The following is a 25,071-nucleotide window of genomic DNA, read 5'->3' as shown; positions in this document are numbered from 1 at the left end:
CCGCGGTGCCGGCTTCAGGGGAGTGAAGTCCTAAGTGAGCAGCACCAGCAGTGATGCGCCGATCTACGCCCAGCTCGTACGCGAGCGCGGCGATGTCCCCGTCCAGGTCCGGCGGGAGGCCGAGGAGATCCTCCGCCACCTGGCACAGGTGATGGCCTGGCGCCCGTCGTCGGCCGGTCTGCCGGCCTGGCGCCCCCACCAGTAGGACGGGCGGCCCGGGCGCGCGCGGCGACGCGTCCCGGGCCGGTCCCGCGCCCGGACCCGCACGGAGCGGGCCGGGAGCGCGCGGTACGCCGGCGCCCCGGGCGGCAGTGGTGCGTTCCGCCACAGCGGGCCCGCCGAGTGTGGCGGCGGCGCACATCGGCACGGGACGGCGTACGTCCCTAACGTTCGGGGCATGACTAGCGCGAACACCACCGCATCCGGTGGAACGGCGTCCGCCCTCGCGGGGCGCGTGGCCCTGGTGACCGGCGGCGGCAGCGGCATCGGGCGGGCCTGCGCCGTGGCGCTCGGCGCCGCCGGGGCCCTGGTACACGTGGTGGACATTGACTCGCGGGCCGCCGGAGCGGTGGCGGAACTCGTCGGCGGGCAGGCCCATGCGGCCGATCTCGCCGACCCGGCCGCCATCGGCCGGCTGCCCGCCGAGATCGACGTCCTCGTCAACAACGCGGGACTCCAGCACGTGGCGGCCATCGAGGACTTCCCGCCCGAGCGGTTCGAGCTGCTCCAGAAGGTCATGGTCACCGCTCCGTTCCTGCTGCTGCGGCGGACCCTGCCGTACATGTACGGCCGCGGCTGGGGACGGGTGGTCAACATCTCCAGCGTGCACGGGCTGCGGGCCAGCGCCTTCAAGTCCGGTTACGTCACCGCCAAGCACGCCCTGGAGGGGCTCAGCAAGGTCACCGCCCTCGAGGGCGCGCCGCACGGGGTGACGAGCAACTGCGTGAACCCCGGCTACGTGCGCACCCCCCTGGTGGAGCGGCAGATCGCCGCCCAGGCCGAGGCGCACGGCATCCCCGCCTCGCGGGTGGTCGAGGAGGTGCTGCTGCGGGGCTCCGCGATCAAGCGGCTGATCGAGCCGGAGGAGGTGGCCGCGGTGGCCCTGTGGCTCTGCGGCCCCCACACGGGCCACGTCACCGGCGCCTCCCTGCCGATGGACGGCGGCTGGACGGCCGCCTGACCCGGCCGCGGCCCCGGTGCGGCGGAGGCGTCCGCCGCCCTCCGGCAGTCACGGCCGAGGGGGCGCCGGACGCCCGTCAGCCGGCGCAGGACGGGCACAGCCCCCGGTAGGTGACCTCGGCCCCGGACACCGAGAAGCCGAAGCGTTCCCCCGCCGGGAGGTCGGCGAGCGGGTTCCCGGCCGGGCGGACGTCGCGGATCAGGCCGCACCCGGAACAGACGAGGTGGTGGTGCGGGTGGTGCGCGTTGGGGTCGTAGCGCTTCGCCCGGCCGTCGGTGGAGACCTCCGCGACCTCGCCGAGGGCGACGAGTTCGCCCAGGGCGTTGTAGACGGTGGCCCGGGAGATCTCCGGCAGCCGGTCCACGGCCCGGGCGTGCACCTCGTCCGCGGTCAGGTGCACGTGGTCGCCGTCCAGGACCTCGGCGACGACGCGCCTCTGTGACGTCATCCGCCAGCCGCGCCTGCGCAGCCGTTCCAGCAGGTCACTCATGTCGGCTCACCTCTTCGGGTTCGACGGGGCCGCCCGTAGCCCCCGTGGGAATCCGGGAGCCGATGGGATCCGGGCTTGGTGTGCTTCTTGACTTGGACTGCGTCCATCGTAGGATCTGATGCGTTGATAGCCAAGGGACAAGAACATCCCGACGCGGCAGGAGACAGCGAGGTGACGGGCCGGTCCGTCGTCCGGATGGCGGACGGCGGGGCGAGGTCCGCCGCCACACCCCCTGCTGTCGCACCACCGTTTCCTCGCGCCCGTTCCCGAACAGCGTGATCCGCCTGGTCCGGAAGGATTTCCATGTCTGAGAACCATGACGCAGTCGTCGTCGACGCCAAAACAGAGGGCGCAGGCGGCTGCCCGGTCGCGCACGAGCGCGCCCCCCACCCCACCCAGGGCGGCGGAAACCGCCAGTGGTGGCCCGAGCGCCTCAATCTGAAGATCCTCGCCAAGAACCCCGCCGTGGCCAACCCGCTCGGCGAGGGCTTCGACTACGCCGAGGCGTTCACGTCCCTCGACCTCGCGGCCGTGAAGCGGGACATCGAGCAGACGCTGACCACCTCGCAGGACTGGTGGCCCGCGGACTTCGGCCACTACGGCCCCTTCATGATCCGGATGGCCTGGCACAGCGCCGGCACCTACCGCATCAGCGACGGCCGCGGCGGTGCGGGCTCCGGCCAGCAGCGGTTCGCCCCGCTCAACAGCTGGCCGGACAACGCCAACCTCGACAAGGCCCGCCGGCTGCTGTGGCCGGTGAAGAAGAAGTACGGCCAGAGCCTCTCCTGGGCCGACCTCATGATCCTCGCGGGCAACGTCGCGCTGGAGTCGATGGGCTTCGAGACCTTCGGCTTCGCCGGCGGCCGCGCCGACGTGTGGGAGCCCGACGAGGACGTCTACTGGGGCCCGGAGACCACCTGGCTCGACGACCAGCGCTACACCGGCGACCGGGAGCTGGAGAGCCCGCTCGGCGCCGTCCAGATGGGTCTGATCTACGTCAACCCGGAGGGCCCGAACGGCAACCCGGACCCGCTCGCGGCGGCGCGCGACATCCGTGAGACGTTCCGCCGGATGGCGATGAACGACGAGGAGACCGTCGCGCTGATAGCCGGCGGCCACACCTTCGGCAAGGCGCACGGCGCCGGCCCGGCCGACCACGTGGGCAACGACCCCGAGGCCGCGCCGCTGGAGGCGCAGGGCTTCGGCTGGCACAACACGTACGGCTCCGGCAAGGGCGCCGACACCATCACCAGCGGCCTCGAGGTCACCTGGACCACGACGCCGACCCGGTGGAGCAACAACTTCTTCGAAAACCTCTTCAACTACGAGTACGAGCTGACCCGGAGCCCCGCCGGCGCCCAGCAGTGGGTCGCCAAGGACGGCGCGGGCGCCGGCACGATCCCGGACGCGCACGACCCGTCCAAGAGCCACGCCCCGACGATGCTGACCACGGACCTCGCGCTCCGCTTCGACCCGGCCTACGAGCAGATCTCGCGCCGCTTCCTGGAGCACCCGGAGCAGTTCGCGGACGCCTTCGCCCGCGCCTGGTTCAAGCTGACCCACCGCGACATGGGGCCCGTCGTGCGCTACCTCGGCCCCGAGGTCCCGGCCGAGACGCTGCTCTGGCAGGACCCGCTGCCGGCCCGCACGCACGAGCTGATCGACGCCGCCGACATCGCCGCGCTCAAGGAGCGGATCCTCGGCACCGACCTGACCGTGTCCCAGCTCGTCTCCGTGGCCTGGGCGGCGGCCTCGTCCTTCCGCGGCAGCGACAAGCGCGGCGGCGCCAACGGCGCCCGCATCCGCCTCCAGCCGCAGGCCGGCTGGGAGGTCAACGAGCCCGACCAGCTGGCCGCGGTGCTGCGCACCCTGGAGGGCGTCCAGGAGTCCTTCAACTCCGCCCAGACCGGCGGCAAGCGGGTCTCCCTCGCCGACCTGATCGTCCTCGGCGGCTGCGCCGCCGTGGAGCAGGCCGCCAAGGAGGCCGGGCACGACGTCGAGGTGCCCTTCACCCCGGGCCGGGTGGACGCCTCGCAGGAGCAGACCGACGTCGAGTCCTTCGCGGCGCTGGAGCCCACCGCCGACGGCTTCCGCAACTACCTCGGCAAGGGCAACCGCCTGCCGGCCGAGTTCCTGCTGGTCGACCGGGCGAACCTGCTCAACCTGTCCGCCCCCGAGCTGACCGTCCTCGTCGGCGGCCTGCGCGTCCTGGGCGCCAACCACCAGCAGTCCCAGCTCGGCGTGTTCACCGACGCCCCCGGCACGCTGACCAACGACTTCTTCGTCAACCTGCTCGACCTGGGCACGACGTGGAAGGCCACCTCGGCGGACGAGAACACCTTCGAGGGCCGCGACGCGGCCACGGGCGCCGTGAAGTGGACGGGCACTCGCGCCGACCTCGTCTTCGGCTCGAACTCGGAGCTGCGGGCGCTGGCGGAGGTGTACGCGAGCGACGACGCCGGGCGCAAGTTCGCCGAGGACTTCGTCGCCGCGTGGCACAAGGTGATGGAGCTGGACCGGTTCGACCTGGCCTGACCGGCCCGAGCGGTGCCGATCACGACGCCCGGGCCGGCCGGCCCGGGCGTCGTGCCGCCTCCGGTACGCGCCCGCCGTCCCGGGGGCCCGTGCCCGAGGGGACGGAAACCGTCGGGGATCACCCCCGGAGTCGCACGCCGCGTCCGGTAGATTTCCGCAAACCCATTCCGACGTCTGACGGGGCCGACGTGTTAGAGCTGAGGGGAAGCGGTGCCGAACCGCTGGACGCGGAGGATCCGCGGCTGATCGGGCGGGCGGCACTGGCGGGCCGGCTGGGCGCCGGTGGCATGGGGCGGGTGTACCTCGGGGTCCTGGACGGGCGGTACGTGGCCGTCAAACAGCTCCTCGCCTCGGTCGTCGGGGAGGACGAGGACTTCCGGCGCCGCTTCGGGCACGAGCTCGACAACCTCGCCCGGCTGCCGCGGCAGGCCACCGCTCCGCTGCTCGACAGCGACCGCACCGCGAATCCCCCGTGGTTCGCCACCGCCTACATCCCCGGGCTCACCCTGCGGGAGGCCCTCGCCCTGCACGGCGGCCCGCTCCCCGCGCGGGCGCTGTGGCTGCTGCTGCGGGAGGCGGCCCAGAGCCTGGCGGCGGTGCACGCGCTGGACATGGTGCACCGGGACCTCAAACCGTCCAACATCATGCTCACCCTCGACGGCCTCACCCTGATCGACTTCGGGGTCGCCCGGGCCGCCGAGCAGAGCCAGCTCACCCGGACCGGGATGGTGGTGGGCACGCCCGCGTACATGGCGCCCGAACAGGCCTCGGGGGCCAAGGCCCTGAGCGGAGCCACGGACGTCTTCGCGCTGGGCTCGGTGCTGGCCTACGCGGCCTGCGGCCGTCCGCCCTTCGGGGAGGACTCGGGCCACGGCGTGCTCTACCGCATCGTCCACGAGGAGCCCGACCTGGGGCCCCTGCGGGAACTCGACGCCGGCCTCGCGGAGGTCGTGGCCGCCTGCCTCTCCAAGGAACCCGAGCACCGCCCCACGGCTGCCGGACTCCTCGAACGGGCCCGCGCCCGGGGCCCGTTTGAGGCTCCGCTGTGGCCGGAGGCGGTCACCGGCCGGCTGGCCGAGCGGGCCGCGTTCGCCGCGGACGTGCAGGAGATCGACGTGCCGACGCTGCCGCTGGGCGGCGGGAAACCGGTTACGGGGGCGGAGCAGCCGGCCGCCCGCCCCGAACGGCGCCGCCGCGCCCGCGTCTTCCTCGCCGTGCTCCCCGTCGTCGTGGTCGCGGGCGGTACGACCCTCGCCGTCCAGTACCTCCCGCACACCACCGCCCCCTCCCGGGCGGGGGCGCAGCCCTCCGTGTCCGCTCCGGGGCCGGACTCCCCGCAGGGCACCGCTCCGTCGGCCGCGCCGTCCAGTCCGGTGCCCTCGGGCGCGAGCGGCAGCCCGTCGGGGCCGGCGGCCGCCCCCGGGCAGTCCCCGGCGCAGGGCGAGGGTCCCGGCGCACCGCCGGCCCCGCCCGCCGGGAACGCCGGGAACGCCGGGACGGGCGCGGGTGCGGGCTCGGGCGCGGGACCCGGTACGGGTACGGGTACGGGTACGGGTACAGGTACGAGCACGGGCACGGGCACGGGTACGGGCACCACCACCGGCACGTCAGCCGGTCCGGGCGGCTCCGGAACTCCCGGCGGAGGCGGATCCCCGACGGCCGCGCCCGCCCCCGCCTCCGGCACACGCCACTACCGCAACGCCGGCAACGGCATGTGCGTCACCCAGGTCTACGGCTCCTCCGCCTACGGCGACTGCTCCGACCCGACGGCCCGCTGGACGGTGCGGAGCCAGGGCGACGGCAGCTTCAAGCTGGTCAACCAGCAGACGGGCGGCTGCCTCTACGGCAACATGCTCGGCCAGGCCGTCTTCGTGGGCGACTGCGCCCAGGACGCCGCCCGTACCTGGCGGGCCGGCTCGGGCGGCACCCTGCGCAACGACTACAACGGCGGCTGCCTCGACCTGGGGACGGGCGGCGGCCTGGTCGCCAACTCCTGCAACGGCAACGCCTCACAGCGCTGGGCGCCCCAGACCTGAGCCGGGCGGGTGCGGGTCCGTACCGGCGCGGACCGCCCTCGTACGCGGGCACGCGCGCACGCGTACCGACGGGCAGCACCGCGGCGTCCCGCTGACCCGTGCCGGGGGCCCCGGCGCCGGGGCGGACGCGGCCAGGGCCTCCGCGCCGCCGGGCACCGTCCCGCCCGGGACCGCGTACGGCGTCACGGCGCCTCCCGGCGGGGGGCCCGTCCTGACATGGCCGGAACGGCCCCGGCGGAGGGATCCTGGTAGCACGAGGCCCCGGGAGGTCAGGAGGCAGGCCATGTCACACGCCGAAGAGTGGAAGGTCGGCGTCTACCTCGTCGAGGAGGACGGCACGACCAGGGCACGGGCGGTGCTCGAGACCGGGAAGGCCACGATGGTCGGCCGCGGCCGGGCGCGGTGCAATCCGCAGGACGTGGACGTCCCCGCCATCGGTGACGAGCTGGCGGCGAGCCGGGCGATGCGCGACCTGGCCGGCCAGCTGAGCCGGGCCGCCGACCGGGACCTGGCAGCGCTGGGCGCCGTACCTCAGGTGCCGCGCACCGGGTACGGCTGGCCGGACGACTCCGGCGACGGGCGGTAGGGGCACCGGTGGGCGGCCGCCGAACGGGGCGCACCCGCCCGGCCCAACGGGAGGCCGTGGGACAGCCCGGCGCGTTAGGCTCGGACGCAGTGGCGCACGAGAGGGATGGTGCACATGTGTCGATGGCTCGCCTACTCCGGCTCGCCGATGCTGCTCGACGCCGTCCTCTACCAGCCCGAGCACTCGCTGATCAACCAGAGCCTGCACGCGCGGATGGGGGTCGAGTCCACCAACGGCGACGGCTTCGGCATCGGCTGGTACAGCGCCGACGGCGTCGGTGACGGCACCCCCGCGGTGTTCCGGGACATCGGCCCGGCCTGGAACAACCGCAACCTGCGGGAGCTGGCCTCGCACGTCCGCTCGCCCCTCTTCTTCGCGCACGTGCGGGCCTCCACCGGTTCGGCGGTCCAGCAGACGAACTGCCATCCCTTCCGGCACGGCCGCTGGCTGTGGATGCACAACGGTGCGATCACCGACTTCCACCGGCTCCAGCGGGACCTGTGCATGGCCGTCGACCCGGCGCTGTTCCCCTGCATCGAGGGGTCGACGGACTCCGAGGTGATGTTCTACCTGGCCGTCACCTTCGGGCTCGACCAGGATCCGCCGGGGGCGGTCGCCCGGATGGTGGGTCTGGTGGAACGGCTCGGCAAGGAGCACGGGGTGGCCGACCCGCTCCAGATGACGGTCGCCGTCAGCGAGGGCACGCGGGTCTGGGCCTTCCGCTACTCGAGCCAGGGCAGGTCCCGTTCGCTGTACTACAGCAGCCGGGCCGAGACGGTGCGCCAGCTGTACCCGGAGCTGCCGTACCTGCGCGAGGTGTCCGACGACACGCGGCTGGTGGTCTCCGAGCCCCTCGGCAGCCTGCCGGGCGTGTGGAACGAACTGCCCGAGGCGAGTTACGCGGTGGTCCCGTCGGAGGGCACCGCGGACTACCTGCCCTTCATCCCCGAGCTCCCCTGACCCCTGGGGGTGTTTCCCGGACCTCGTCGCGCCGCGCGCCGCCCCGGCGGGACCGGTGGGTTCAGCCCGTGGGGCCGAGGACGCGGATGAGGGCGTGGAGGAGGCGGACGTACGGGTTCCAGCGGGCGGGGCGGACGATCGTCCCGGCGGTCGCGCGTTCGGCGCGGTCCAGGCTGTCCTCGAGCAGGGCGTCGTGCAGGGGGCGCCAGACGAGGGGCCAGGTCAGGCGTGAGAGGCCGGTGGTCCTCATCGCGAGGGTGTGCCGCAGGACCGTGCCCTCCCCGTCGACGGGCAGCACGGCGAATTCGTGGAAACCGTGGAAGCCGCGCGGCCCGCTGAACGTGAAGCGGACCCAGGTGCCCGGCACGTACGCCGTGACCCGGTAGCGGACCGGGCCGTGACCGCCGGCCGCACCCACGGTCAGGCCGCGGTCGAACTCCATGGGCGGCCAGCGCCGCGGCCACAGCCGGTCCCCCGCCCCCTGGGACAGGGTGTCGACGAGCGCGCCCGCCTCGCTCCCCGTGGCCGGCAGCACACGCTCGTGCACGTTGTAGACGCCCATGCGTCGGTCCTCCCCGTCAGCTATTAGAGAGATCCCTCTAATAAATTGGAGGGTACTCTCTGATTCATGGCGAGACCACCCCGCTTCGACACCGACCAGATCCTCGACGCAGCCGTCCGGCTGGCCGCTTCCTCCGGACCGGGCGCCGTGACCATGGCCGCCGTCGCCCAGGCGGTCGGGGCGCCGAGCGGCTCCGTCTACTACCGGTTCGCCGGGCGTACGGCCCTGCTCGCCGAGGTGTGGCTGCGCACGGTCGAGCGGTTCCAGGAGAGCTACTCCGCCGCCCTCGGCAGCGACCCCGACCCCCGGCGGGCCGCCCGGGCGGCGGCCCGGCACGTCGTGGCCTGGAGCCGCGCGCACCCGCAGGAGGCCTCGCTCCTGCTCTACGGGCCCGAGGAGTTCGGCCGGGCCGACTGGTCCGAGGAGCACCGGGCGCGTGCGGACCGGGGCAATCACCGCGTCCTCGGCACCGTGCGGTCCCTCGCCGCCGCCCTCGGCGCGACGGACCCCCAGGGCCACGAGCGCGTCGCCCTGGCCATGGTCGACCTGCCGCTCTCGGTCGTCCGCCGCCATCTGCGCGCCGGCGCGCCGCTGCCGCCGCACGCCGAGGACCTCGCCGAGGAATGCGCGGCCGCGCTGCTCTAACGCCGGGGCCGGTACCCCCGGCGGAGGCTCCGGCCGCGGTCAGGGCCCGCCCGCCCCCTGGCCGGAGCCTCCGCCGGGCCGCGTCCGGCGTGCGGTCAGCGGTCGTCGCTCTCCCGCTCGGGCCGCTGGTGGGACTCCGGCGGGTAGGGGCGGACCTGTTCCTCCCGGCCGAGGCCCGGCCGTTGCCGCTTGGCGGAGCGGCCGCCGCCCTGCGCGTCCGGGCCGGTGTCCCCGGCCCGGCCGGTGGCGGACTCGTCCGCCGGGCGGCGCGCCGCGCCGTCGCCGCTCTCGCCGGCCGGCCCGGAGGGTGTGGCCGGCGCGGACCGGTGGTGCTGCCCGTGTTCGCTCATGTCGCGCTCCTCGGTCTCCTCGGTCTTCTCGGTCTTGTCGGCGACCGTGGTCTCCGCGGTCGGCGTGGTCGGCGTGGTTGGCGTGGTCGGCGTGGTTGGCGCGGTCTTCCCGGTCGGACTCTTCACGTCCCGACGGTCTTCTCGCCCCCGCGGCCCGGCCCCGGGATCAGCGGCACCGGCCGCACCAGTGCCGGAGCAGGAGGCCCATACCGACGAGCGTGATCGCGTAGGACACGGCGAAAGCGCAGATCAGGGCGGGTGAGGAGGTCGCGGCGGCGAGCGGCAGCAGGACGAGCGAGAGGACGACCGAGCCCCAGACCGCGCCCGGGAGCCGGCTGCGCGCGGCCTCCGGCTCGGCCCGGCGGTCCGGAGTGCCGCGCTCCTCGGGGAGGAGCTCCGCGCCGACGGCCATCACCCGCTGGAACCTCGGGTCGGTCCGCAGGGTCCGTTCGATGGCGGTCAGGGACCGGCGTTCGCGGCGGGAGAGTGCGTGCCCGGCCATGACTCCTACTCCTCCGAGGTGTAGCGCATCCGCGCCCACAGCGGCAGCGCGAACCAGCACAGCAGGTACCAGGCGACGACGGTGGAAACCAGCCAGGGCACGACCGTGTCGGGCGCGGCGACCCTCAGGACGAGCAGGAGGGCGGAGGTGCAGGTGGCCAGCAGCAGGACGATGCCGGCGAACGTGAGGCGCGAGGCCCAGACCACCGCCTTGGGCTTGATGCGGCGTCCCGAGACGATCCGGTGGAAGGCTACGGGCCCTATCAGCGCCCCGGTGGCCAGGGCGCCGAGGACGACCGTGGCGACGTAGATGGTCTTGTCCACTTCGGCCAGTCCCTGGAAGTGCGGCGTGAAGACGACGGTCAGCAGGAAACCGAAGAGGATCTGCACCCCCGTCTGGGCCACGCGGATCTCCTGGATCAGCTCCTGCCATTGACGGTCCGCCCGCTCGTCCGGGCTCTCGTCCCGCCCCTGGGACGTCTCTCGCGACATACGACCCTCCTCCGCTCCACCCGCCGCCTGCCCGAGGACGGCCCGGCCAATCCTCCGGAGCGGCGCCTTGGCCGCACGTCCTTCCGGAACGCAGCGGTCCGCCCTATGCCCTACTGGCCGGTAAGGGCAGGGGCCCGACCGTTTCTCCACATCTTTTTTCTCCGGCCTTTACCCGATCCCGGGATTTCGATCGTGTGATCGGGGTCACAGGGGCATTTCCTGGACAGTCCGATGTCGATCAAGTTTCGATATGGCCTGCGGCGCCGACGATCTCGGCCCGCGACCACGGGGGAATTTCCCGAATCTTGTCGTTGGCAACGGCGCTTAACGAGGGGTGGGGGCGTGTCAGTGATCCTGGCGTGCGCACGAGGAAGCTTCATGACGTCCGTACGCGCGGACCGCACCGCGGCAGGCCGATGCTGAACCGCCTGCTGCCGCCCGCCGGCCCGGCACGCGTGCTGACCGGCATCACGCTGGTGCACACCCTGGGGCAGGGGCTCTGGATGGCGCTCAACGCCATCTTCGCGACCGCCGTGCTCGGGCTGCCGCCCGGCCGGTTCGCCATCGGCGTCGGCGTGGCCGCCGGAATCGCCCTGCTGGTCAGCACCCCGACCGGTCACCTGGCCGACCGCGTCGGACCGCGCTCGGTGCAGATCTGGTCCTTCGTCGCCCTCGGCCCGCTCACGGCGGCCCTGCTCGCGGTGGAGGGCTTCACGGCCTACCTGCTGGTCGTCAGCGCGCAGGCCGTCGCCTACAGCGCCAGCCGCAGCGCCCGCATGGCCATGGTCGCCGGACTCGTGCCGCCGCAGGACCGGGTCTCGGTCCGCGCGTACCTGCGGGCCACCAGCAACGTCAGCGTGTCGGTGGGGGCCGCCCTCGCCGGCCTGCTGCTCGCCGCCGACTCGGTCTGGGCGTACAAGGCGGCCGTCGTCTTCAACGCCGCCACCTACCTGGCGACCGGGCTGCTCACCCTGATGCTGCCCGCGGTCGCGGCGCAGCCGGCCCGCCCCGGGCCGGCCCTGGAGGTGCTGCGGGACCGCCCCTATCTGACGTTCGTGGTGCTGGACGGCCTGCTGTCCATGCACAACCTGCTGCTCGACGTGGTCCTGCCGCTGTGGGTGCTCCACCGCACCCACGCGCCCCGCTGGATGATCGCGGCGATCCTGCTGACCAACACGGTCGCCGTCGTCCTCCTCCAGGTCAGGGCGGCTCGCGGCACCGACGAACCGCGCGCCGCGGCGCGGGCCTCGCGGTCCGGGGCGCTGTGCCTCGCGCTGGCCTGCGTGGTCTTCTCCTTCAGCGGCGGGACCTCGGCGGCGGCGGCCGGAGCGCTGCTGCTCCTCGGGGCCCTGGCCCACGTGCTGGGCGAGATCCGCCAGTCGGCGGGCAGCTGGGGCATGTCGTTCGCGCTGGCCCCCGAGCACGCCCAGGGCCAGTACCAGGGGACGTACGCGATGGGCTCGGACATGGGCAAGATGATCGCTCCGGCGCTGCTGACCTGGCTCGCCATCGAGCACGGGAGCCTCGGCTGGCTGGCCATGGCCCTGGGGTTCGCGCTGGCCGGAGCGGCCATGCCGCGCATCGCCGACCGGGCGCTGCGCAGCCGGAAGACCGTCCCCGACGCCCTCCCCGCCTGACGGCAGTCCCGCCCGCCCCGCCGGCCCCCCGCTCCTTCCGCTTCCTCCCCGCCCCACCCGCTTCTCCCTGGCTTTCCCGCCCGTCCGGTCTTTCCGTCCGGTTTTCCGCCTTTCCTTTACCCGTTCCTGTTCCGGTGTTTTTCCGCGCCGTCGCCCCCTCTCGCATTCCGGTCGGGTGATGACGCTCCCGTACGAATGACCCGCCGCGGAGAAATCCGATTGCGCGGGGTCCGAAGACGTGCCGTGCGTGTATTCGGCATGTCCGCCGCACGGCCGGCGAACGAAATGCAAACGAGGGGACCATCACTGTGGGCGACATTTCCGCCGACTCACCGCAGGCCCTGCAACTGCCCGTGCGGGACGCCGGGCAGGGCGCCGGCGTCGCGGGCCGGGGTACGCACTCCTGGCCGTCCGCCGTCCCGGCACCGGCCGGCACGGCCGCCGGGGCCCGGCCCGCCGACCTGTGGCACGCCGCGTTCGCCGTGCTCCTGCACCGCTACAGCGGCCAGGACGACATCGTGCTGGCCCGGGCCGGCGGCGCGGACGGTGCGCCGCCGGTCGCGGTCCGCTCCCTGCTCGCACCGGAGCGGACCCTGCCCGCCCTCGCGGCGGCGCTCGCCGGCGCCCACCGGGAGGCGGTACGGGAGGCCGCGCCCGGTACGGCGGCCGGCCTCGGCGACGGCCTGCGGGTCTGCTTCCTGGAGTCCGACGGCACCGCCCCCGTGCCCGAGGGGTTCGCGCTCCTGCTGGAGGCGCGGCCCGGGCCGGACGGCCCGCTGTTCACCCTCCACTACGACCGGGCCCTCTTCCCCGGGGAACTGGTCGCGCGGATGGCCGCGAACCTGGACACCCTGCTGGCGGACGCGGCCGCCCGCCCCGGGGTTCCGGCGGGTGAACTGACGCTGCTGTCCGGGCCCGAGGTCCACCGCCTGCTCCACGGGTTCAACGACACGGCCCGCCCCTACGACCGGGACACTCCGCTGCACGCCCTGGTGGAGGCCCAGGCCGCCCGGACCCCCGACGCGCCCGCCGTCGCCTGGCGGGACAGCGTACTGACGTACCGCCGGCTCGACCGGCGGGCCAACCGGCTGGCCCGTGCCCTGGCCTCCCACGGGATCGCCCCGGGTTCGCGGATCGGGCTGTCGCTGGCCCGCACGGACCGCAGCGTCGTCCTCCTGCTCGCCGTCCACAAGGCGGGCTGCGCGTACGTACCGCTCGACCCCGCCTATCCGGCCGACCGGCTGAGCGCCATCGCCGCGACCGCCGACCTGGCGGCGGTCGTCCACGAAGGCGAGCACGCCCCGGCCTGGCTCGGTGACGGCCCCGTGCGGGCCCTGCCGTGGCGGGAACTGTGGGAGAAGGCGGAGACGGAGGACGAGCGCGCGCCGGACGTCACCGTCGATCCGTCCTCCACCACCCACCTCATCCACACCTCCGGCTCCACCGGCCTGCCCAAGGGCGTGGTGATCAGCCACCGCAACGTGGTGGCCCTCCTCGCCTGGGCCAAGGAGACGTACACGGCCGAGGACCTGCGCCGGGTGCTCTTCTCCACCTCGCTCAACTTCGACCTGTCCGTCTTCGAGCTGTGGGCGCCGCTCACCCGGGGCGGCTGCGTCGTCGTCGTGGACAACGTCCTCGCCCTCACGGAGGACGAGGGGCTGCTGCCCACCCTCGTCAACACCGTGCCGAGCGCCCTGAACGTCCTGCTCCAGCGCGGCGCGGTGCCCTCCTCCACCCGTGTCCTCAACGTGGCGGGCGAGCCGCTCTCCCGGGAACTGGTCAACGAGGCCTTCGCCTCCACCGGCGCCGAGCGGCTCTACAACCTCTACGGGCCCTCCGAGGACACCACGTACTCCACCTGGAAGTGCTTCACCGGCCCCGTCGACGGAGCCCCCACGATCGGGGTCCCCGTCCACAACACCACCGCCCACCTGCTGGACCCGCTCGGCCGGCTCGTCCCGCACGGCGCCACCGGCGAACTCCACCTCGGCGGCGACGGCCTGGCCGCCGGTTACATCAACGACCCCGAGCGCACCGCCGCCTCGTTCGTCTCCGCACCGGCGCACCTCGGCGCGGTGCCGGGGGGACGCCTGTACCGCACCGGCGACCTGGCCCGGTGGACCGAGGAGGGCGAGCTCCGTTTCCTCGGGCGCAAGGACAACCAGGTGAAGGTGCGCGGCTTCCGGATCGAACTCGGCGAGATCGAGGCGACGCTGCGCGGGGCCGTGGGCCTGCGCGACGTCGCGGCCCTGGCCGTGCGCACCGGCGGTGACACCCGGCTGGTCTGCTACGTGGGCCTGGAGGGCGCCGACGTCACCGTCGAGGCCATGGCCGCCCATCTGCGGGCCAAGCTGCCGCACTACATGCAGCCCGCCCGGATCATCGTCGAGGAGCGGCTGCCGCGGCTCCCCAACGGCAAGGTCGACCGCAAGACCCTGGCGGCACGGGACGTCGACTGGGGGCCGGGGCCGGCGGCGGCCGGGCTGGCCGGTGACGGCCCCGCCGGACCCGACGAGGCGGAAGTGGCGGGGGTGTGGGCCGACCTCCTCGGCCTGACCGAGGTCTCCCCCGGCCTGGACTTCTTCTCCGTGGGCGGGCATTCCCTGCTCGCCACGCTGCTGGCGGCGCGCCTGTCCGACGCGGCCGGCCGGCCCGTGCGGGTGGCCGAGATCTACCGTCACCGCACGCTCGCCGAGCAGGCCGCGCTGCTGCGCCGCACCCGCGAGGAGGCGGCCGGGGCGTCGGCGGTCTCCGGGGCGGCGGCGGGGCCGGCGGAGCGGCGGCGCGCCGTGGCCGACACGCTGCGGGAGTCCGCGCGCGGGCACGGGGTGCCCGGAGCCGGCGCCGCCGTGTTCCTCGACGGCACCCTCGAGCTGAGCTACCACGGCGTCACCGACACCGCGTCCGGGGCCCCGTACGGCCCGGGCACGCGCCAGCGCGTCACCTGCGTCACCAAGCCCATGCTGGCCTTCGTCGCCCTGCGGCTCGTGGACCGGGGGCTGCTCGGCCTCGACCAGCCGCTGGACGAGCTGCTGCCGCAGGCGTTCCGGCGCCGCGACGGCGGGACCGTGCAGGTCACCCTGCGGCACCTGCTGTCGCACACCAGCGGGGTCGACGACTCGTACGAGGTCTGGCACGACACCGGCCTGCCGGACCTCGACAGCTACATCGCCACCCTGCCCGCCTACGGCCAGCTGTTCGCGCCGGGCGAGGTGTTCGCGTACTCGGCGGTGGGCACGTCGATCGTCGCCGCGCTGATCGAGAAGCTGCTCGGCATTCCCTGGCGCCGCGCGGTGAACGAGCTGATGCTCGCCCCGCTCGGCATCCGCGAGGTGCCCGAGACCCTCACCGAGGACGGCCACTACGGGGACGCCGTCTCCGTCGGCTACGTGTGGACCGAGCGGGTCAAGGGCTACGTGCGCCACGATCCGCCGCCGCAGACCATCGCCGACGACGCGGCCGGCTCGTTCTCCGTGTGCCTCACCCTGGAGGAACTGGCGCGGATCGCGATGCTGGCCGTCGACGACGGGGTCGCCCCCGGCGGCGAGCGCCTGCTGTCGGCCGGGCTGGCACGGGAGATGCGCACGCCCCAGATCCCCGTCCCCGGCCACCACTTCATGCACGCCTGGGGCCTGGGCTGGCTGATGTTCGGTCCGTCCGCCTTCGGCTTCAACTCCAACGGCAGCGGCCACCACAACTTCATCCAGATCTTCCCCGAGGAACGTTCCTTCCTGCTGCTGCTCGCCAACGCCTACCCGGCCTTCGGCCTCTACGAGGACCTGCTGCGGTCCCTGACCGGCGAGGGGCTCATCCGCACCGGGCGGCCGTTCGAGATGGAACTCGACGACTGCGCCGGCGTGTACGCCTCCGACGGCTACCGGCTCGAGGTGCTGCACGGCACGGAGCACCTGCGCTACGCGTACTCCGAGCGCCGGCCGGACGGCTCGTGGCTGTGCCTGGACGAGGGCGACCTGGTGCTGTCCGGCGCCGGCGGCTTCAGCTCGATGTCCGAGAAGAACATCCTCGCCGGTTCGATCTCCTTCATTCCCACCCCCGGTACCGCGGTCCCGGGATTCGTCCGCATCGGCCAGCGCTTCGCGAGGAAGACACGATGACAGACCCGATCCACCCCCCACACCCGTCCGCGCCCGCCCGGCACGTGGTCTTCGTGACCTGGAAGGCCGGCAACGCCCCCGCCTTCGAGGCGGCCAAGCGGCTCGGCCACCACGTGACGCTGATCCGCTCGCTGCTCATGGAGCAGGCGCAGAACATCGACTTCGACGGCTCCCCGTACGCGCGGTTCGTCGACCGGGTCCACGTCCTGAAGGACGCCACCGACCCCGTGGCGCTGCGCTCCCTGGTCCTGGAGGTCCACCGGGAACGGCCGGTCGACGGGTTCGTGGCCACCGTCGACGCGCTGGTGGTCCCCGTGGCGCGGATCGCCGAGGAGATCGGGGTGCCCTTCACCGACGCCGGCGCCGCCGAGGCGGCCAAGCAGAAGGACCGCTGCCGGGAGATCCTCGCGGCGGCCGGCGTGGACACCACCCGGTACGCGGTCGTCTCCGGCTTCGAGGAGGCCGCCGCGTTCGCGGCCGCCGGCGGGTACCCCGTCGTCGTCAAACCGGCCCGGGGCTCCGGCAGCGAGGGCGCCCACGTGGTCGCGGACGAGGAGCGGCTGGCCGCGGTCCTCGCGGACGCCGAGGACGGCGCGTACGCGGCCGGCATCCTCGTCGAGGAGTACCTGAGCGGACGCTTCCTCTCCGCGGAGATCGGCCTCGTCCACGGCCGGTTCCTGCGGCTGGCCGTCAGCGAGCGGTCCACCTGGCACCGGCACGAGGCCCTGGAGACCGGCACGACGATCCCGGCGGGGATCTCGCCGGAGGAACACGACCGGGTGATGCGGTTCGCCGAGGAGGTGGTCGGCGCGGTCGGCCTGCGGCTCGGCGTCTTCCACGTGGAGGTGATGCTGGGCGCGGACGGGACGCCCCGGCTGATCGAGCTGAACCCCCGCATCATGGGCTCCTGCCTGCCGAACCTGTTCCGGCTGGCGGGCGGCGGTGACATCTTCGAACTGCTCGTCCGGATCCACCTGAACGAACCCATCGAGCGCGGCCCGACGGCCTTCGACGCGTACGCGACGGTCCGTTGGTTCGGCGCCGCCGACCGGGTGCCCACCCCCGAGCGGGTGCCCGACCTCGGCTGGGCCGCCGAGGAGTACGGCGAGAGCCTGCACGCGCTCACGGTGCGCTTCCCCGAGGGCGACACCCTCCTGCCCTGCCGGGGCAACCTCGGCAACTTCGGCGAGGTCCAGGTCGTGCACGCCGACCGGGCGACGTCGATCCGCATCGCCGAGGACATCGTCGGGGGCATGGCCGACCGGCTCGGCATCGAGGTGACGAGGTGAGGACGACGACCACGACCGCATTCTTCGACCAGACCCGCCGGCAGCTCGCCCGGCTGGGACTGCCGGACGGGGACCCCCAGCTCAGCCCCGACTCGGACGCCGTCTTCGCCGACGGCGGGCACTTCCGCATCGAGGTGCCGACGGTGAACTCGGTGGGGGCCGCCGAACGGCTGCTGCGGGAGAGCCGGCGCCGCGGATTCACGATCAACCGCATCACCGAGACCCGCGGCATGTACCGGCACACGGCCCGGGAGATCACCGAGTACGTCGCCCTCGGCGAGGAGTTCGGCGCGGAGATCCTGATGTCGGTGGGTCCCCGCGCCACGAACGACATCGGTGCCGGGGCCCAGACGCCCGAGGGTGCCCGGATCGGCTACCGGCTGCGCGGCCAGGAGCAGATCGTGCGCGCCGTCGAGGACGTCAAGCGCGGGATCGGCCTGGGCGTACGCGGGTTCGTCGTCTACGACGAGGGCCTGCTGTGGGTGCTGGGGCGGCTGCGCACCGCCGGTGACCTGCCGGCCGGGATCCACCTGAAGGTCTCCGCGCACTGCGGCCAGGGCAATCCGGCATCGGCCCAGATGCTGGAGATGCTCGGCGCGAACAGTTTCAACCCGGTGCGCGACCTGACGCTGCCGATGATCGCGGCGCTGCGGCAGGCGGTGACGGTCCCGCTGGACCTGCACGTGGACAACCCGCGGTCCTCCGGCGGGTTCATCCGCACCTACGAGGCCCCCGACATCGTCCGGGTGGCGTCGCCGGTCTACCTCAAGACCGGCAACAGCGCCCTGGAGGGCCACGGCGTGAGCCCTTCCCCCGTGCAGCTGGACGACATCCTGCGGCAGGTCGAGCTGGTCACCGAGTTCGTCGGCCGGCACCACCCCGCGGCCCGGCAGAGCGGCGCCGGATCCGCCGCGCTCTCCCTCGAAGCGGCCGGGAGCGTCCCCGCCCCCGCCCGGACGGAGGTGTGAGCCATGTGCCGCATCCACGGCTGCTTCGGCGGGGAGCCCGCGGGCCGGGACGTGCTCGGCGCCGTCTCCTCGGCGATGTTCGAGGGCGGGCCCGACGCGCAGACCGTCCGGCACGGTGACGGCTGGGCACTCGGCAACAACCGGCTCGCCATCCAGGGCGTCTCCGCCGGCGACCAGCCCTTCGTACGCGGCGCGCTGTGCTGCGTGTTCAACGGCGAGATCTACAACCACCGGCAGCTGCGGGCCGAACTGGCCGCGCACGGCTACTCCTTCGAGGGCGACTGCGACGGTGACGTGCTGCTGCCGCTGTACGAGCTGTACGGCGACGCCTTCACGGGCCGTCTGGAGGGCATGTTCGCCATCGCGGTCGTCGACGAGCGCGAAGAGCCGTGCCTGAAGCTCTTCACCGACCACGCGGGCATGAAGTCGCTGTACTACTACGTGTCCGCCGACGGCCGCCGGCTGTGCTTCGCCTCCGAACTGCGGGCGCTCTCCCGCTTCCCGGACTTCCCCGACGAGCTCGACCCGCTCGCGGTCGACCGTTACCTCGGCGGGAAGGCGGTGTGGGGGCCGGGCACCGTCTACACCCGGGTCCGCACCCTGGAGCCCGGCTCCGTGCTGCGGTTCGCGGACGGACGCCCGACCCTGACCCGGACGGCCCTGGAGCCCGCCGAGCCCGACTGGCCCGGCGGGGCCGCGACCGTCGACGCGGCGGCGGAGCTGCTGGACGGACTGCTGCTCACCGAGATGGGCCGCATGCTCGACGCGGACGTGCCGGTGTGCGTGATCACCAGCGGCGGGCTCGACTCCAGCTACACCACCGCGCTCGCCGCCCATCTGGTGTCCGACGTGGCCTCGTTCAACATCGCCTACAAGGGTGACTGGCCGGCCGACGAGCGGCACTACGCGGCGGAGGTGGCCCGGCACTGCGGCACGGAGCACCACCAGGTGCTCCTCGACCCCGCCGGGTTCCCCGAGCTCGTCGAGCGGTTCACCCGCCACCTGGACCAGCCGAACAACGCCCCGCACAGCCTGAGCACCTTCGCCCTGTTCGAGGCCGTGCACGACGCCGGGTTCAAGGTGGCCCTGACGGGTGACGGCGCCGACGAGCTCTTCGCCGGGTACGCCCGCTTCGTCAAGGCCGACCGGGACGGCGACTCCGCCTGGCACCGCGCCTACCAGGACACGATGGCCGTCGCCGGCACGGCGTCGCTCGCCCGGCTGTACACGCCGGGCTACCTGGAGCACGTCCTCGCGTCCGGGGGCCACTTCGGGGACCGCAGCGGGGACGAGCTGGCGCGCCGGGCGGGCGCGGGCGGGCACGGCAGGCTGGAGACGCTGCTGCGCTACGACCAGGCCGAGCGGTTCCCGTACTACATCCTGCGCCGGGTCGACCATCTGAGCATGGCCCACTCGGTGGAGGCCCGGATCCCGTTCCTCCAGCCGTCGGTGATGCGTCTGGCGCACGCGCTGCCCGCCGCCGTCAAGGTGGCCGGGGACACGGTGAAGGCTCCGGTGGCGCGGGCGGCCCGGCGCTGGGTGCCCCGGAGCGTCATCGAGCGGCCCAAGCAGCCGTTCACGCTGCCGGTCGCGGCGATGATCCGGCCGGGCGAGGCGCTGTACGACATGGTCGGCGACCTCCTCCTCGGCCCCGGCGCCCGCTGCCGCGACTACGTGCGGCGGGACGCCGTCCACGAGCTGTTCCGCACCCAGACCGAGAGCCCGGGGGCGCACGCCGCCGAGCTGCTCTGGTCCCTCCTGGTCCTGGAGAGCTGGCTCTCCGCCCGCGGTCTGACCCCCGCGCCCCTCCACCCCTAGGAAAGAGACAGGACATGACCGACACGCCCGGGTCCCGGCCCGCCATCACCTCGCTCCTGGCCGGCGTCACCAAGGACGACATCCGCCGCGACCCGTTCCCGCACATCGTGATCAGCGACGCCCTGCCGCAGGAGCTGTACGACGCGCTGGCGAAGTCGATGCCGACCGCGGAGTACATCGGCGAGCGGATCGGCAAGCCGATCACCTCGAACGAGCGCTACAACTACATGTCCGAGATGATCCTGGCCGACGACACGATGGCGGCGGTGTGGAAGGACTTCGTGACCTACCACTCCTCCCCCGCCTTCTACGAGGAGTTCCTCGACCTCTTCCAGGAGGACCTGCTCGCCAACCTCCCGGACGCCGAGGAGCTGGTGGGCCCGCTGCGCGAGCTGCGCGTCGGCCGCCGCAACCGGGACGGCTTCGAGACGCACGACATCCTCCTGGACTGCACGGCCGTCATCAACTCGGCGGTCACCGGGCGCCCCTCCGCCTACCGGGGGCCGCACGTGGACAAGCCGCACAAGCTCTTCGGCGGCCTCTTCTACATGCGCCTGCCCGAGGACGACGCGACCGGCGGCGACCTGGTCCTGTACAAGTACCGGCCCGGCGCGCACAAGTTCCGCACCAGCGCCTCCGAGTACGGTGACAACCGCTTCGACATCGACCCGGAGTACGTCGAGGAGGTCACGACCGTCCCGTACCGGAGCAACACCCTGGTGCTGTACCCGATCAACCCGCTGGCCCTGCACGGGGTGTCGGTGCGCAGCCTGACCCAGCACCAGCGGCGTTTCGTCGCCCTCGTCGGGGACCTGCCCCGTCAGCTCTTCGACCTCGCGCTCTGAGAAGGAGGCAGCAGTGATCCCCTTCGACCAGCGCAGCGGGAAGATCTGGTACGACGGCGCCCTCGTCGACTGGGCCGACGCCCGGCTCCACGTGCTCAGCCACGGACTGCACTACGCCTCCAGCATCTTCGAGGGCGTCCGCGTGTACGGCGGCGAGGCGTTCATGCTGGAGGAGCACATCGCGCGCCTCGGCGCCTCGGCCCGCATCCTCGACTTCGAGCTCGAGTACGGCGAGGACGTGCTGTACGAGGCCACCCGCGCGGTGATCGCCGAGGCCGGCCTCACCGAGGGATACGTCCGCATGAACGCCTGGCGGGGTTCGGAGATCATCCAGACCGCCGCGCTGAAGACGTCGGTGCACACCTCGGTGGCGGCGTGGGAGCTGCCCGCGGGCTACTACGCGGCGGAGGACGCCGTCGACCAGGGGATCTCCCTGGTGACGGGCCGCTACCGCAGGCCCTCACCGGAGTACGCCCCGGTCAAGAGCAAGGCCGCGGGCAACTACATGATCGGTACGGTCAGCAAGAACGAGGCGCTGCGGGCGGGCTTCGACGACGCCCTCCTCCTCGACGACCGCGGGAACTTCGTGGAGGCGACGGGGGCGCACCTGTTCTTCACGAAGGGCGGGGCGCTGTACACCCCGACGACGCGCTGCACCATCGAGGGGATCACCCGGGCGTGCGTGCTGGCGATCGCCGAACGGGAGGGGATCGAGTGCGTGGTCGCCGATCTGGCCCCGGCGTTCGCGGGCGAGGCCGACGGCGCGTTCCTGTGCGGGACCGCGTGTGAGATCCTCCCCGTCGGCCGCCTCGATGATCATCACTACGACGTCGCCGGCAACGCGGTGACACGCAAGATCGTCACGGCCTACCGGGAGCTGGTCCGGGGGCGCGCGGAGCTGCGCGTCCCCGGCGCACGGGCCCGGTAGAAGCCGTCGCGACGGGAAAGCAGGCTCCCTGGGGGGCCGCAAGAGCAAGGGCACGTGCATGGGAGCGGTAGATGCTCTGGAAAAACTCGCACCGGTGGTGCTGGCCTTCGGATGCGGGGTCGTCCTGGCACGGCGGAAGGTGGTGCCGGCCGAGAGTTCCAAGGTCTTCGCGGACTACGCGTTCCTCTTCGCCGTGCCCTGCTTCCTCTTCGGGAACATCTACCGCAGTGACCTGGGGGCCCTGTTCGACTGGCGGGCCATCAGCGGTTACGCGGCCGCGGCGTGCGCCGCGGCCGCGCTGATCGGGGTCATCGCCCGGGCCACGGGCGTACGCGATCCGCGGGGGGTGGCGCTGCGCATCATGGCCGCCGTCCAGGTGAACACGGCCTACTTCGCCGTGCCGGTCTTCATCATGCTGTTCGGGAACGCAGCGCCCATCTTCCCGGTGCTGCTCTTCCAGGTGTGCGTGCTGTCGCTGATCGTCATCTCGATCATGGAGCTGGGCCGGCCGGACCGGGCCGGCAGTCCCGCGCGGCGGCTGGGATCGGCCGTCACCGCCTCGCTGATGACCCCGGTCGTGATCGCCTGCAACGCGGGCATCCTGCTCAACCTGCTGCCCGTCACGGTGCCCGGGGTCGTGCTGGACAGCTTCGCCTTCGTCGGCGACAGCGCCTCGCCGGTGGCGTTGTTCGCCCTCGGCCTGCACCTGGGCGGAAGCGGGCTCAGCGTCCGGGGCACCACCGCGGAGGAGATCTGGATCATCGGCTTCAAGTGCGTGGCGCTGCCGCTGATCACCTTCGCGATGTGCCGTTACGTGTTCGGGGTGGAGGGCGAGTGGCTGAGCTACCTCGTCCTGATCGCGGCGATGCCGGCGCCGCAGAACCTCTTCATCTTCGCCCAGCGCTACGACGTGGGGGTCGACATGTCGGCCTCCCTCGTCATCAAGAGCTCGGTCCTCGCGCTGCTGCTGCTGCCCCTGTGGACGCAGCTGGTGGCCCGGCAGGCCTGAGCCCCGTCAACCGTCGGAGCCCCTCGGACGAGGGGCCGTTCCCCCACGCCGTTCCTTGCACCTTTTGTGTGGAAAGTCCAAGAAAGGCAGAACCGTGACGCAGACCGCGCAGCCCACCAGGATCTCCGTCGAGCAGGTGGCCGGCCGCATCGGGGCCGAGATCTCCGGGGTCGACCTCCGCCAGGAGCTCGACGAGGCCACGGTGGCCGAGATCCGGCAGGCCGTCCTGACCCACCGGGTCGTCTTCTTCCGCGGCCAGGACATCACCCACGCCCAGCACATAGCCTTCGGCCGCCGCTTCGGCGCGTTGACCCGGCGTCCGGGCAAGAAGCACGGCGTGCACCCCGAGGGGCACCCGGAGATCCTCACCGTCGACCCCAAGGCGGACACCGAGCGCTACGGGGCCGACTTCGAGGAGCACTACCGCCGCAAGTGGTCCTCGCCGCTGGCCGGCTGGCACAGCGACCTGACCCAGGCCGTCAACCCGCCCAGCCTGTCCATCTTGCGGGCCGAGCGGACCCCGGCCTTCGGCGGGGACACCCAGTGGACCAACACGGTCGCCGCGTACGAGGGCCTGTCGGCACCGCTGCGCGATCTCGTGGACGGGCTGACCGCCGAGCACGCCTTCTTCACGGCCGTCCACCTGCGCCACTCCGACGCGCGGGACCGGGAGATCCTGCGGATCTACTGCGAGGACCCGCAGGTGGCCGTCCACCCGGTGGTGCGCGTCCACCCCGAGACCGGCGAGAAGGCGCTGTTCGTCAGCCCCGGCTCGACGACCCGGATCACCGGCTTCACCGAGCTGGAGAGCCGCCACCTGCTGGACCTCCTGTTCCAGCACCTGACCAGCGCCGAGTACACCGTCCGCTTCCGCTGGGAGCCGGGCAGCATCGCCTTCTGGGACAACCGCAGCACCTGTCACTTCGCCCCCACCGACTTCGCCCATCTCGACGTCGACCGGGTCATGCACCGCGTGACGGTCCTGGGGGAGCCCGCGCAGGGGCCGGACGGCTTCGTCTCCCGGCTCGTGGAGGGCGAGCCGATGCACGCCTGGTAGACGGCGCGTCCCGGCGGGCATAGAGGTCGGGCCACGGACGTACGGACCCCGGAGTGCCCCATGAGCCCCAGTGCCGCCGATGCCCCCGCTCCCCCGCCCCGGCGGCGGGGGCCCGGACGGCGGGGACCCCGGCGGGGCGCCCCGGGACGGGGCCTCCGTCTCCCGCCGGGAGTTCGACACCCTGTTCGAGGCGGTCCGGACCTGGGGCCGGTGGGAGGACCCCGGACGCGGCGCCTTCAACGCGGTGACGGCGGACCACGTGCGCCGGGCCGCCGCACTGGTCCGGTCGGGCACCGTCGTGCCGCTGGGGCGCCCCTGGGACACCGTCCCCGGCCCGGACAACGCGCGGCCGGCCCTGCACCACATGACCGACCTCGGTGACGTGGAGCCGCCGGAGCCGTCCGCGTACAAGGACTTCCTCGGCGCGGACTTCCACGGCAAGGCGGTCAGCCATCTCGACGCCCTGTCGCACATGGGCTACCGGGGGCGCCTCTACGACGGGCGCACGGCGCGCGAGGAGGTCGGCGCCGGGGGCGTCCGGTTCGGCTCGGTGGCGGCCCTGGGCCCGCTGGTCACCCGGGGCGTGCTCCTGGACCTGCCCGCCGTCCTGGGAGTGCCGTGGCTGGAGCCGGGGCACGCGGTGCGGGAGCGGGACGTCCTGGCCGCGGAGGAGGCGCTCGGCGTGACCATCGGCGACGGTGACGCGGTCCTGCTGCGCTCCGGACGCTTCCGCCGCCGACGCGAGCGGGGCCCGTGGGACCCGGCCACGGGCAGCGCGGGCTGGCACGTGGACGCCGTACCGCTGCTCGCGCGGCGGGCCGTGGCCCTGCTCGGCGCCGACGGGGACAGCGACGTGCGGCCGTCACCGGTGGAGGGCCTGCACTCCCCCGTGCACACGCTGGCGATCACCGCGATGGGGGTGCCCCTGCTGGACAACCTCGACCTGGAGGCGCTGTCAGCCGCCTGCGCCGAGGCGGGCCGCCACGCGTTCCTGCTCGTCGTGACCCCGCTGAACGTCCCCGGCGGCACGGGGTCGCCCGTCAATCCGGTCGCGGTGCTGTGACCGGA

The 25,071-nt window shown here is 73.4% G+C and carries 22 protein-coding genes; 17 read left to right on the top strand and 5 right to left on the bottom strand.

All coding sequences use genetic code 11. The features are described 5' to 3' along the window. Positions 1 to 34 precede the first annotated feature (34 nt). The gene (locus ACZ514_RS15725; RefSeq protein ID WP_388937868.1) at positions 35 to 205 is read left to right on the top strand and encodes a hypothetical protein; all 171 of its coding nucleotides are present in this window, start codon (positions 35 to 37) and stop codon (positions 203 to 205) included. A gap of 192 nt (positions 206 to 397) precedes the next feature. Then, entirely contained in the window at positions 398 to 1,180 is a 783-nt protein-coding gene (locus tag ACZ514_RS15720; RefSeq protein ID WP_468168563.1) for a 3-hydroxybutyrate dehydrogenase, read from the top strand. A gap of 76 nt (positions 1,181 to 1,256) precedes the next feature. Here the strand turns inward: ACZ514_RS15720 and ACZ514_RS15715 are convergent, their stop codons facing one another. Then, on the bottom strand, positions 1,257 to 1,670 hold the full coding sequence (locus ACZ514_RS15715) for a Fur family transcriptional regulator (protein WP_468168560.1): 414 nt from the start codon (positions 1,668 to 1,670) through the stop codon (positions 1,257 to 1,259). Between the two features lie 303 nt (positions 1,671 to 1,973). On the opposite strand from ACZ514_RS15715, the gene katG reads away from it, so the two are divergent. The 4 genes from katG (at position 1,974) to ACZ514_RS15695 (ending at position 7,787) form a co-directional block, all read left to right on the top strand. Then, complete coding sequence (katG, locus tag ACZ514_RS15710) at positions 1,974 to 4,205, top strand: catalase/peroxidase HPI (RefSeq protein WP_469124947.1); 2,232 nt, start codon at positions 1,974 to 1,976, stop codon at positions 4,203 to 4,205. 188 nt (positions 4,206 to 4,393) lie between these two features. Then, positions 4,394 to 6,241 (top strand): serine/threonine-protein kinase, encoded by a 1,848-nt coding sequence (locus ACZ514_RS15705; RefSeq protein WP_469124946.1) that lies wholly within the window; start codon positions 4,394 to 4,396, stop codon positions 6,239 to 6,241. Between the two features lie 283 nt (positions 6,242 to 6,524). Continuing rightward, positions 6,525 to 6,827, top strand: coding sequence for a DUF1876 domain-containing protein (locus ACZ514_RS15700; RefSeq protein ID WP_468168551.1), 303 nt, complete (start codon positions 6,525 to 6,527; stop codon positions 6,825 to 6,827). Positions 6,828 to 6,941: 114 nt separating this feature from the next. Beyond that, on the top strand, positions 6,942 to 7,787 hold the full coding sequence (locus ACZ514_RS15695) for a class II glutamine amidotransferase (protein WP_468168548.1): 846 nt from the start codon (positions 6,942 to 6,944) through the stop codon (positions 7,785 to 7,787). Between the two features lie 61 nt (positions 7,788 to 7,848). On the opposite strand, the gene ACZ514_RS15690 is transcribed toward ACZ514_RS15695, so the two are convergent. Continuing rightward, positions 7,849 to 8,349, bottom strand: a complete 501-nt coding sequence (locus tag ACZ514_RS15690; protein ID WP_468699170.1) for an SRPBCC family protein — start codon at positions 8,347 to 8,349, stop codon at positions 7,849 to 7,851. Positions 8,350 to 8,415: 66 nt separating this feature from the next. On the opposite strand from ACZ514_RS15690, the gene ACZ514_RS15685 reads away from it, so the two are divergent. Next, a complete protein-coding gene (locus ACZ514_RS15685; RefSeq protein WP_469124945.1) occupies positions 8,416 to 8,994 on the top strand; it encodes a TetR/AcrR family transcriptional regulator in 579 nt (192 codons plus the stop codon). 95 nt (positions 8,995 to 9,089) lie between these two features. Here ACZ514_RS15685 and ACZ514_RS15680 read toward each other — a convergent pair whose 3' ends face one another. The 3 genes from ACZ514_RS15680 to ACZ514_RS15670 are packed head-to-tail and all read right to left on the bottom strand — an operon-like array spanning position 9,090 to position 10,337. After that, positions 9,090 to 9,470, bottom strand: coding sequence for a hypothetical protein (locus ACZ514_RS15680; protein WP_469124944.1), 381 nt, complete (start codon positions 9,468 to 9,470; stop codon positions 9,090 to 9,092). Positions 9,471 to 9,510: 40 nt separating this feature from the next. Beyond that, entirely contained in the window at positions 9,511 to 9,846 is a 336-nt protein-coding gene (locus ACZ514_RS15675; protein WP_468168536.1) for a DUF3040 domain-containing protein, read from the bottom strand. 5 nt (positions 9,847 to 9,851) lie between these two features. After that, positions 9,852 to 10,337 (bottom strand): DUF6328 family protein, encoded by a 486-nt coding sequence (locus ACZ514_RS15670; protein ID WP_469124943.1) that lies wholly within the window; start codon positions 10,335 to 10,337, stop codon positions 9,852 to 9,854. Positions 10,338 to 10,753: 416 nt separating this feature from the next. On the opposite strand from ACZ514_RS15670, the gene ACZ514_RS15665 reads away from it, so the two are divergent. From ACZ514_RS15665 to ACZ514_RS15620, 10 genes are all read left to right on the top strand, one after another. Then, positions 10,754 to 11,974 (top strand): MFS transporter, encoded by a 1,221-nt coding sequence (locus ACZ514_RS15665; RefSeq protein ID WP_469124942.1) that lies wholly within the window; start codon positions 10,754 to 10,756, stop codon positions 11,972 to 11,974. A 308-nt stretch (positions 11,975 to 12,282) separates the two neighbouring features. Next, positions 12,283 to 16,089 carry a non-ribosomal peptide synthetase gene (locus tag ACZ514_RS15660; protein WP_469124941.1) on the top strand — a complete coding sequence of 1,269 codons (3,807 nt, stop codon included), beginning with the start codon at positions 12,283 to 12,285 and terminating at the stop codon, positions 16,087 to 16,089. Then, a complete protein-coding gene (locus ACZ514_RS15655; protein ID WP_468168524.1) occupies positions 16,086 to 17,378 on the top strand; it encodes an ATP-grasp domain-containing protein in 1,293 nt (430 codons plus the stop codon). The genes ACZ514_RS15660 and ACZ514_RS15655 overlap by 4 nt, the downstream gene beginning before the upstream one ends. After that, positions 17,375 to 18,346, top strand: coding sequence for a peptidase (locus ACZ514_RS15650; RefSeq protein WP_468168521.1), 972 nt, complete (start codon positions 17,375 to 17,377; stop codon positions 18,344 to 18,346). Before ACZ514_RS15655 ends, ACZ514_RS15650 begins: the two co-directional genes overlap by 4 nt. Positions 18,347 to 18,349: 3 nt before the next feature. Then, entirely contained in the window at positions 18,350 to 20,164 is a 1,815-nt protein-coding gene (gene asnB / locus ACZ514_RS15645; RefSeq protein WP_468168518.1) for an asparagine synthase (glutamine-hydrolyzing), read from the top strand. Between the two features lie 14 nt (positions 20,165 to 20,178). After that, positions 20,179 to 21,009 carry a hypothetical protein gene (locus ACZ514_RS15640; protein ID WP_468168515.1) on the top strand — a complete coding sequence of 277 codons (831 nt, stop codon included), beginning with the start codon at positions 20,179 to 20,181 and terminating at the stop codon, positions 21,007 to 21,009. A gap of 13 nt (positions 21,010 to 21,022) precedes the next feature. Next, complete coding sequence (locus tag ACZ514_RS15635; RefSeq protein ID WP_468168512.1) at positions 21,023 to 21,937, top strand: aminotransferase class IV; 915 nt, start codon at positions 21,023 to 21,025, stop codon at positions 21,935 to 21,937. A 58-nt stretch (positions 21,938 to 21,995) separates the two neighbouring features. Further along, the gene (locus ACZ514_RS15630; RefSeq protein WP_468699145.1) at positions 21,996 to 22,946 is read left to right on the top strand and encodes an AEC family transporter; all 951 of its coding nucleotides are present in this window, start codon (positions 21,996 to 21,998) and stop codon (positions 22,944 to 22,946) included. Between the two features lie 94 nt (positions 22,947 to 23,040). Beyond that, on the top strand, positions 23,041 to 24,003 hold the full coding sequence (locus tag ACZ514_RS15625) for a TauD/TfdA dioxygenase family protein (protein WP_468168506.1): 963 nt from the start codon (positions 23,041 to 23,043) through the stop codon (positions 24,001 to 24,003). Positions 24,004 to 24,082: 79 nt separating this feature from the next. Beyond that, on the top strand, positions 24,083 to 25,066 hold the full coding sequence (locus ACZ514_RS15620; protein ID WP_469124940.1) for a cyclase family protein: 984 nt from the start codon (positions 24,083 to 24,085) through the stop codon (positions 25,064 to 25,066). Positions 25,067 to 25,071: the final 5 nt, after the last annotated feature.

Source organism: Streptomyces sp. NPDC034086, assembly GCF_055575515.1.
The sequence above is the reverse complement of the archived record's forward strand: the minus strand, read 5'-3'. Positions and strand labels throughout refer to the sequence as shown.

What these genes read in the sequence shown, in the direction of transcription:
- ACZ514_RS15630 (WP_468699145.1), top strand. Translation starts at nt 21,996, where the DNA reads ATGGGAGCGGTAGATGCTCTGGAAAAACTCGCACCGGTGGTGCTGGCC.
- katG (WP_469124947.1), top strand. Translation starts at nt 1,974, where the DNA reads ATGTCTGAGAACCATGACGCAGTCGTCGTCGACGCCAAAACAGAGGGC.
- ACZ514_RS15675 (WP_468168536.1), bottom strand. Translation starts at nt 9,846, where the DNA reads ATGGCCGGGCACGCACTCTCCCGCCGCGAACGCCGGTCCCTGACCGCC.
- ACZ514_RS15670 (WP_469124943.1), bottom strand. Translation starts at nt 10,337, where the DNA reads ATGTCGCGAGAGACGTCCCAGGGGCGGGACGAGAGCCCGGACGAGCGG.
- ACZ514_RS15700 (WP_468168551.1), top strand. Translation starts at nt 6,525, where the DNA reads ATGTCACACGCCGAAGAGTGGAAGGTCGGCGTCTACCTCGTCGAGGAG.
- ACZ514_RS15665 (WP_469124942.1), top strand. Translation starts at nt 10,754, where the DNA reads ATGCTGAACCGCCTGCTGCCGCCCGCCGGCCCGGCACGCGTGCTGACC.
- ACZ514_RS15655 (WP_468168524.1), top strand. Translation starts at nt 16,086, where the DNA reads ATGACAGACCCGATCCACCCCCCACACCCGTCCGCGCCCGCCCGGCAC.
- ACZ514_RS15640 (WP_468168515.1), top strand. Translation starts at nt 20,179, where the DNA reads ATGACCGACACGCCCGGGTCCCGGCCCGCCATCACCTCGCTCCTGGCC.
- asnB (WP_468168518.1), top strand. Translation starts at nt 18,350, where the DNA reads ATGTGCCGCATCCACGGCTGCTTCGGCGGGGAGCCCGCGGGCCGGGAC.
- ACZ514_RS15685 (WP_469124945.1), top strand. Translation starts at nt 8,416, where the DNA reads ATGGCGAGACCACCCCGCTTCGACACCGACCAGATCCTCGACGCAGCC.
- ACZ514_RS15720 (WP_468168563.1), top strand. Translation starts at nt 398, where the DNA reads ATGACTAGCGCGAACACCACCGCATCCGGTGGAACGGCGTCCGCCCTC.
- ACZ514_RS15695 (WP_468168548.1), top strand. Translation starts at nt 6,942, where the DNA reads ATGTGTCGATGGCTCGCCTACTCCGGCTCGCCGATGCTGCTCGACGCC.
- ACZ514_RS15620 (WP_469124940.1), top strand. Translation starts at nt 24,083, where the DNA reads ATGCCCCCGCTCCCCCGCCCCGGCGGCGGGGGCCCGGACGGCGGGGAC.
- ACZ514_RS15715 (WP_468168560.1), bottom strand. Translation starts at nt 1,670, where the DNA reads ATGAGTGACCTGCTGGAACGGCTGCGCAGGCGCGGCTGGCGGATGACG.
- ACZ514_RS15690 (WP_468699170.1), bottom strand. Translation starts at nt 8,349, where the DNA reads ATGGGCGTCTACAACGTGCACGAGCGTGTGCTGCCGGCCACGGGGAGC.